This window comes from Comamonas sp. 23 (genome assembly GCF_049601575.1).
GTDB classification, from domain to species: Bacteria; Pseudomonadota; Gammaproteobacteria; order Burkholderiales; family Burkholderiaceae_C; genus Comamonas; species Comamonas squillarum.
Genome location: NZ_CP187128.1, coordinates 1 through 7745, shown reverse-complemented (window position 1 = coordinate 7745; position 7745 = coordinate 1). Strand labels below are relative to the sequence as shown.

Annotated in this window: 8 protein-coding genes; 2 read left to right on the top strand and 6 right to left on the bottom strand. The window is 51.9% G+C overall.

Annotation, left to right across the window (positions count from 1 at the left end; translation table 11 throughout):
• Positions 1–193 precede the first annotated feature (193 nt).
• Positions 194–1192, top strand: coding sequence for a hypothetical protein (locus ACPEE1_RS22540; protein ID WP_423936523.1), 999 nt, complete (start codon positions 194–196; stop codon positions 1190–1192).
• Between the two features lie 256 nt (positions 1193–1448).
• Here ACPEE1_RS22540 and ACPEE1_RS22535 read toward each other — a convergent pair whose 3' ends face one another.
• Positions 1449–1628, bottom strand: coding sequence for a hypothetical protein (locus tag ACPEE1_RS22535; protein WP_423936521.1), 180 nt, complete (start codon positions 1626–1628; stop codon positions 1449–1451).
• 186 nt (positions 1629–1814) lie between these two features.
• On the opposite strand from ACPEE1_RS22535, the gene ACPEE1_RS22530 reads away from it, so the two are divergent.
• Complete coding sequence (locus ACPEE1_RS22530) at positions 1815–2723, top strand: nucleotidyl transferase AbiEii/AbiGii toxin family protein (protein WP_423936519.1); 909 nt, start codon at positions 1815–1817, stop codon at positions 2721–2723.
• On the opposite strand, the gene ACPEE1_RS22525 is transcribed toward ACPEE1_RS22530, so the two are convergent.
• From ACPEE1_RS22525 to ACPEE1_RS22505, 5 genes are all read right to left on the bottom strand, one after another.
• Entirely contained in the window at positions 2694–3593 is a 900-nt protein-coding gene (locus ACPEE1_RS22525) for a hypothetical protein (protein ID WP_423936517.1), read from the bottom strand. The two genes, ACPEE1_RS22530 and ACPEE1_RS22525, sit on opposite strands and share 30 nt — an antisense overlap.
• A 630-nt stretch (positions 3594–4223) precedes the next feature.
• Positions 4224–4406, bottom strand: a complete 183-nt coding sequence (locus ACPEE1_RS22520; protein WP_423936531.1) for a hypothetical protein — start codon at positions 4404–4406, stop codon at positions 4224–4226.
• Between the two features lie 892 nt (positions 4407–5298).
• A complete protein-coding gene (locus ACPEE1_RS22515) occupies positions 5299–5433 on the bottom strand; it encodes a hypothetical protein (RefSeq protein WP_423936529.1) in 135 nt (44 codons plus the stop codon).
• A gap of 1241 nt (positions 5434–6674) precedes the next feature.
• The gene (locus ACPEE1_RS22510) at positions 6675–6881 is read right to left on the bottom strand and encodes a CopG family antitoxin (RefSeq protein ID WP_423936527.1); all 207 of its coding nucleotides are present in this window, start codon (positions 6879–6881) and stop codon (positions 6675–6677) included.
• Between the two features lie 45 nt (positions 6882–6926).
• A complete protein-coding gene (locus ACPEE1_RS22505) occupies positions 6927–7565 on the bottom strand; it encodes an AAA family ATPase (protein ID WP_423936525.1) in 639 nt (212 codons plus the stop codon).
• Positions 7566–7745: the final 180 nt, after the last annotated feature.

The following is a 7745-nucleotide window of genomic DNA, read 5'->3' as shown; positions in this document are numbered from 1 at the left end:
CTGAGGTACAGCTGCGCACCCATGCTTGCTGCATAGTCCATGGGTTACCTCGGACATCGCCCCCGCGACTTGTCGCGCACACCCGAAGATCAAGCTTGCTTGAATCTTCGGTAGTGTGCACACTACCGAAGATTCTGGAGTTCGCTGCGCTACTCCAATCTTCGTTGTGTGCGCGACAAGTCGCGGGAGAGGTATGAAGAAGTCGAGCATCCATTTCGAACAGGTGCACAACATCGCGTTTGAAGCCAGTCACTTGGGCCGAACTGAGCTGCACGAACCCAAGTACCTGCTGCCTGCCGAGCATCGCCTGCCAAACTTCACCGTAGAAGGCAGCATGCCGTTTGACCTGGTGGAGCAGCACTTCCATGCAGCCAAGGTTCGAATGACTGGCCAGGCTAAGGCCCGGGGTAGCTCTCCACTCTGGGATGGCGTGATGGTGCTGCCCGATGTGGACGATCCGTCTCGCTTTGAGGCAGTTGCTCGCAAGCGATTGAACAACTGGGCCAGGGCCTATCAAAAGCTCACTGGCCACAAAGTCCTGAATATCACGGTGCACCAGGACGAGGGGTACATCAACGAGGAAGGCCTGCCTGTCTACAACAAACATGCTCATGTCCTGGTCGACAGGCTAGGCATTGACGGGCGAGTCATCAAGCTCGAGCGGGCTCAGCTCGGCAAAGTGCAAGACATGACTGCCGAGGTGATGGGCATGCAGCGCGGCTCAACTCTCAAAGAGCGAGAGGGTAAAAGAGGGCGCCCCCATGTTCCGCATCGGCAGTATCGTGCTCAGGCCGAAGCCCAGAGGCTGGCCAAGATCGATTTGGAACGATCAGAGCTGCAGAATGAGGCTTTAAACGGTCAGATTGACCAAGAACGTGAGTTCAATGCCGAAATCGCTCAGGGACCCCTTAAAACAGCTCATAGCGAACTTTCTAGCCGTGACATGTACCATGCGATAAGAGGCGCATTTATAGCGCATGGTGGAGCCCTACAGGCCCACCACATGGCATTGAAACAGATGTATGTCCGCGGGAATGAAGCTGCGCTCAAAGATCTTCACGACAAGCTGCACGATCGCGCCGCGCTTCATTTCGAGCTGGAGTCTTGCACCGGCATCGACTTCGCCCAGCTAGGCAAAGGTCCTGAGCCTATCGAGCGGGCTCCAGATCGTGATGACGGCTACACCCCCTAGCTAGGTTGTCTATGACTGCAGCAGCTTTAATCGCAACGCACTTGAACGCCCCCTATGGGCCAATCGTGTCTGAAACGGACGTTATTGATTCGCTAAAAAGCGGATGCTTTTCTGCATCCAGCCAGGCGGCAAACGACATTCTTGCGGCTATTTTTCTGGAAACTTCGCCCCGTCTGATATGGCGCTGCGCTCGCGAAACTGGAGCCTCCGCGGAAGCTATCAGCAGGCTCTATCGCGATTCGATTCTGCGAACCGGTCATGCCTTTTCCGAGTTTGAAGAATCTTTGAATCTATGCCTCAGAAATGGCAGCACGTCATAGTAGGCCTGCTGCTGCAGTTCAGACAGCAAAAAACCGTGCAGTTTTTTGAATTTGTAGAGCGTCATGCCGCTCCAGTGCGGCCCGATCTTCTCCACCTCGATACTTCTGCCTTCCAAGATCAGCTCCGATCAGCGCGGTGCATAGCGCCTAGTTAATTTTCTAATTACGATCTTCATCTTGACTTTAGCCTTATCAAATGATTCTAAAAATCAGTACTGATAACGATTTCTAAAAAAAAAGCTTATTTTAATAATTTTTTATCAAACTGCCTGATAATAGTCTAAAACTTTTTGGAGTATCTAATGACAAAAAATAATGGCGTTCCTGCAGAGGTACTTGATGAGACAGGTCTCAACGCTATCAAAAGAGCAGCTGTAGTTGCTATGTTCGCTGACGACGACTTGATGGACATCCTGGTCCTCAAGGGCGGTAATGCAATGGACTTGGTTCACAAGGTGAGCTCACGCTCTTCGGTGGACCTGGACTTCTCAATGAAGGCCGACCTGGACCATGAGGCGGCGCTACCGAAGCTGGAAAAGGCTCTGCAGCGCACTTTCCTGAGCCTGGGTTACCATGCGTTCGACATTCACCTCAGGGTCAAGCCAGGCAAAATGCCTGACGCGCTGGCTACATTCTGGGGGGGCTACATGGTCGAATTCAAACTAATCTCACAAGCTAGAGCCGGATATCTTAACGAGGACTTGGAGCAAATGCGACGTGAAGCTATCAAGCTAGGCGAAGGCTCTAAATTCACAATCGATATCAGTCGACATGAATACATCGACGACAAAGAGCCGCACGACCTTGATGGGTACATGATCTATGTGTACTCCCCAATGATGATTGTGTGTGAAAAGCTCCGCGCCATTTGTCAGCAGATGCCAGACTATGGACAGGTGATACAGCGTTCGAGGTCAGGCACTGAACGTGCGAGAGACTTTGTTGATATTGAGACTCTTGTGAGAATGTTCGATCTGGACATCACATCTGAAAGCGCCATCTTCATGCTTACCGAAATCTTCAAAGCTAAGCATGTTCCACTCCGCTATCTTGAAGAAATAAGTTCCCCAGCCGTCCGTGAACTCCATCGACTCGGATTTCCAGCTGTAACTGCAACCATGCATGCAGGCGTGGACATCAAGGATTTCGATTTCTACTTCGACTTCGTTACTGCTGAGGTCTCAAAGCTCGAATCCTTCTGGGACATGTAGCCTCCATCGAGTGATATAGCGCGTTCGCTCCATTCCGTGCGAGAGGTAAAAGTCCCGCTCCATTGGCAACCTACGGTATAGGTCCACAACGGAGGACTTGTACCCACTTCGATCAAGGTAGTAGCCGATTGCCTGGTGATAGGGATAGCCAAAGTTCATCCGTTTGAGCATTGCCAGCATTGCGTTACCAGATAGTTCGCCTCGGGCGTTCTCGAATGCCTTGGCCACTTCGAAGACACCTCCTGCGTAAAAAGGTCTCACCACTACATCGATGAGAGTTCGCTCAAGATTCGTGTATCTGAGATTGAGAGGTCGCCCCCCCCCCCAATTGATAGCGCCAGATGTGATGCCAACGCCCGCATGATAGGCGCTCTCCAACATCATTAACCGTCCTTTGCCATCTGGCAAAGTAATCTCATTTTGCGAAATTCGCGGCTGGAGATTAAACGCTGCATCAATCGCATCTTGCTCAAATGGCTCGTCATCGATTCTCATCGACGAGCCTTCTGGCTTTTCTTTCGAAACGTAGATCGTTTTGGGTAGTTGCTCCGTCAGCCCATGAATCCGCATTGCAGTGAAGTGACTAAGGTACGAACCATCGACCAACCCTAGAACCACTTCAAGAGTGGGCACATCACCCCATGTAAAGCCCGATACCGCCCGATTCGGAAATTCGTATCTGACGTGTCGAAGGTCAGTCTTATCAAGCATGAATCGCGTGAATGCGGTGAGCGTCATGCTCTTTCCAAGTCGCCAAAAATCACGCTTCGCTTCGAAGATCGACGACAGCTCACGCGGTCGGAACAACGGGCCGTGCTGACTGAACTCCGAAACGATATCGGGCTTAGCGATTTGAATGCGCGTTACCATTAATCTGTGCTTACATGCATATATGCATGTAAGCATAGCACGTTTTTTAAAAAATTTCTCTGAAAACCTTAAATTTATCAATGATTTATGAAGGCATAAGTACTTGCCAAGAATAGGAAAGTATGTCATACTATGATGCATATATGCATCATAGTAAGAGTTAGCAACCTAATTTTGATTGAGGCGCAGCGTTCTCAAAGGTGCATTGAAGACCGCTTGCGCCTGCCACCACATCACTCATGTCAAGAAATGTGGCGGGTTAGCGCCGTAAGGACGTACTCCCTATCCCTGATCGAGCGCGGTGCTTCGACCAGCCCAGCCAGTGCCTGGCTAGCCTGTTCCTGCGAGCAATAAAAAGGGCTCTCACGATACCCGCCGCGTCTGTCGTGACGCCATCATTTTCTTTTCAAAACGAAAGGAACAGCGATGTCTTTGGTCGAAGCAGTAGAGTGGTTTCTGAACGCGCCCCCAAGCTACCGTGCAGAGGAGCCCAGCCGGCGCGAACAGCTCTTGGCGCTTGTCCAGTGTGAGCTGGATGCTTGCTGGACGGATATGGAGAGAGCGTCGTGGGAGCAGCGCAAGGAGCTGCTCGCACGGCTATAACTACCGATAAATTCCAGTTATCGCTCGTTAAGGCGGCGGCTGTTTTTGACGTTCTGGTGCATCTCTGGCATCAAACTCCAAAGACCACAGCGAGAACTTGAACGAGATGTTCTTCCTCAGCTCTCGCATAGCAATGCGGCCAAGAATCAAACAGATCAGCAGGCCAAGGCCAAACAGGATCGCCAGGGTGTAAAGCGTTGCGGTATTCATGCATGTAGTCTGGCTTCACAACAACCTCCGAGCAAACACTAGAGGGTGTGCGAAACACAGCCACAGCACGCCAAAACAAAACCCCCATCCTTCCAGCTGGAGGGGGTTCTTAGCCGGATTCTTTCTGCCGATGGTGTTGCTCAGGTTGCGGGGTGTTGACCGCGCTTGATGAGGGCCAGATTTCAAGACTGCCCCTTGACAGTCCAGGGAGAAAGCCCGACTTCTTACCGCCATTGGCGAGTTACCGGAGGGAGTGAGGAGGGAGGGAAGCGGCCAAGGCTCGCCCTACCCACGATGGTCGTGAGTTTTGCCCTTGGCCTAGTTACCGTCGGTCGGTCGTCGGTCGCTTTACGGCCTGCACCAGTAGATAGCTGGGTGCAGTTAGCAGGTTCACGGCACTATCACCGCTGCTGGCCCGTCCTGCCTTGTGGCTCTGGGTGCGCGCTATCCAGCAATCCCATTCCTTGCGCGCTATGGCCTGCGTAGGTGCGAATCGGGAACGCGGATGGTTAAGAAGTCGTCCATCACCAGGCGCGTCGACGCGTAACACCAGCAGTGCGGAATGAGATTGCGGAGGATTGTCTGCATATGACTACGCCTATTGCTTGCGTGCGGTTTCGTAGTCGTGGCAAAATTGAGCCCAACGCAACGGCCATTCCCGAGTATGGTTCGCTTTGCGGAAAAGCCTACCAGTTCCAAGTGGTGGGCTTTTCTTTTTTCCGGGTGTTGCACCAGAAGCGCGGCAAACCATGTGCCATTGATGCGAGAACTATAGCAGACGAGCGACCCATTAGGGGCGCTTTTTTGTTGGCCGGGCCCAGCACACCGAGCGGTGTTACGCCAGGCTGATCGAACGATGCACCGGTCGATGAACCATTCGATTGACCGTCCGTTACTTGGTCTGAATCGTGACGATGCCTGGCATGTCTAGGTGCATCGTCTTGGCGCCAGGCGACAGCGAGTAGGCTGTCAAGGCGAACACGCCGATAACGACCAGGCGAAACAGGCGGTATAGGTTTTTCTTCATGGCTGACTCCTTAAACATGTACTTAGTGTTTCGGAATCGCGGCCAACGTCTCAGCCCTATACCGGGCGGCCCTTCCCGTACACATTCGCCAACTGTGCAACAGGTTGTCTTAATGGCCTCTGCGGCCCAATTTCGCCAGCCTAGAGCGAAGCGCGAAAATTTGTTTTTTGGAGACCTGCTCGCTAAAACGAGTTGTTTTCAGGCGCAAAAAAAGCGCCGTTTGGCGCCCCGACCTCTTTTCACCCTTAAATCTCTCTCTTTTCGCTGTTAACTGTACTTGCTACAGGGTAGGAATACCCAAGCGGTTCAGACCTCGGTTCTGCAAATCGGCAAACACTCACCTAAGACGCTTCAAAAAAGCATCTTAGCGTTTACCGACTCCTTGGACACCCAGTGCGGACGAGCCTTCGGACTTTATCGGACTGCCATCATTACAGCGTGGCAGCTTGCAGCATTACGCGCCTGTATGCGCCCCTTCTCGCCGTTGCTGCATTCCTTGCGGATCACTCTTTTGGCGTTGACTTGTGAAGGTTACCCCGTTGTCTCTCAGCACTGCTACGGCGGCATTTTGTAGCGGTCTTACAGTGCCCAATCAGACAAGGCTAGGAGGATCTGAGCGGCTGGGTTCTGAGTCCCACTTGATGCGCTGCAAACTTCGGTCAGCGCTCCAACAAAAAACCTTTTAGTCCTAACTCTCGTGCGCTCCCCAGCGCTGCCCTTTCGGGCTAAGAGTCAGAGCTAAAAGGCTCTAACGTCCAGTGCTGAGGTTCACTGATGAACAGATAGTACCACACACTACTGTACAAATAAAGCTCATATACAGCGTGTGTTTACATCCAGTTGTTACACTAGAAACCATTGTTTTTCTAGGGAAAATGTCCTCCAGTCCCAGCGTGATTACTGCTTGGCCAACTCGTCCTGGAGCTTGGCCAGGTGCTGGCTAGGTTTTGAATAGGGCTGTCGTGACTTGTACTCTCGACGGCCCACCTTGCTTTAGGCGTCTAGATGACGCCCTGCGCGCCCATATGCGCGTAAAAGTGCGTCCAACTTTGCAGGGACGTTGCTGTGCATTTCTATTAGCTCCTCAATTTGGCTAATTGCCTCCGGCCCTCCAAGTTCTCCCAAACCATGGATTGCGGCCAAACTAATCATCAGAACAGGGCCTTCTGCTTGCTCGCGCAAATTGCGCGCAATTGCAGCTTTTCCGCTTTCTAACATCCTCATTATTACTCCTTGTGTAGTTACTTCTGCACAGCCTCGCTCATCACCATCTTGATGTAGGCGGCGCGGCTAATGTTCTTGCTCTTGGCGGAGGTGTCTATCTGCTCCAGCAGACGCACAGGCAGCTTCAACGTGATCTGCTTGATTTCTTCGCTTTCCTCAGTGTGTTTTGAATCTGGCCCACCTCCAATAAAGGCGGCGGCGCTTGGTCGTGCTGTGACATTCATAGGATATTCTCCAGATATTCAATAGATGTTCAATAGATATTCAAATCATGCAAAAAAGATATTTAAAAGCTTTGTGACTTCGGCTATTGCCTTTCGGTCTTTGGGCTTGTGCTCCAACACTGATTGCCCGTAGCCAATGGACGAGGCAAACGACTTGCGCCGGCCTATGGGGGCGTCCAGGTATTCGATATTGGGGTATTGAGCCACTACGTCTACTGCGGCCTTGTTATCGTTCCCTACAGCGTCTGCGCCGTTAATGACAGCCTTGGCTTTCAGCTTTGGGTTGATCTTGCGGGCCTCGTTAATCAGCTCGTCTATGTCTGCCATCGCCCATACATCTAGGGAGCGTGGGGCAAACGGGATCAGCAGTAGGTCTGACACGACTAGGGCAGCGCGCAATGCAGACGAATCACGCCCGCCAACATCGATCAGCACATGGTCGTAATTCTTTGCTTTGGACTGCACGAGGGCGGCTAGCTTCTTGCCGTCTGGCTCGTTGTCGTAGTCAATGGTCGGATCAATTTCTTCTTGGCGACGGGCTTGCATCGCGTAGAAGCTGGAGGCTTGTCTGTCACCGTCAACCAAATAGACAGATTTGCCTTGCAGTGCCAAAGCGGCAGCCAAGTTAACGGTAACGACCGTCTTGCCTACTCCGCCTTTTGTGTGTCCGATAGTGACTATCATTTAGCATCCATTTGAAGTTTCAAAGAATGCTAAAAGGATATCCTTTGAATGTCTATAAAATACCCAAAAAGCTACTCAACCAATTTGCACACCAAGTCCATGTAGGTCTGCGTGGCCCAGGTAGCACTGTCTCAACATCGTAGGTCTTGCCGTCGTGCAGCACCCGTCAACTCGCATCTA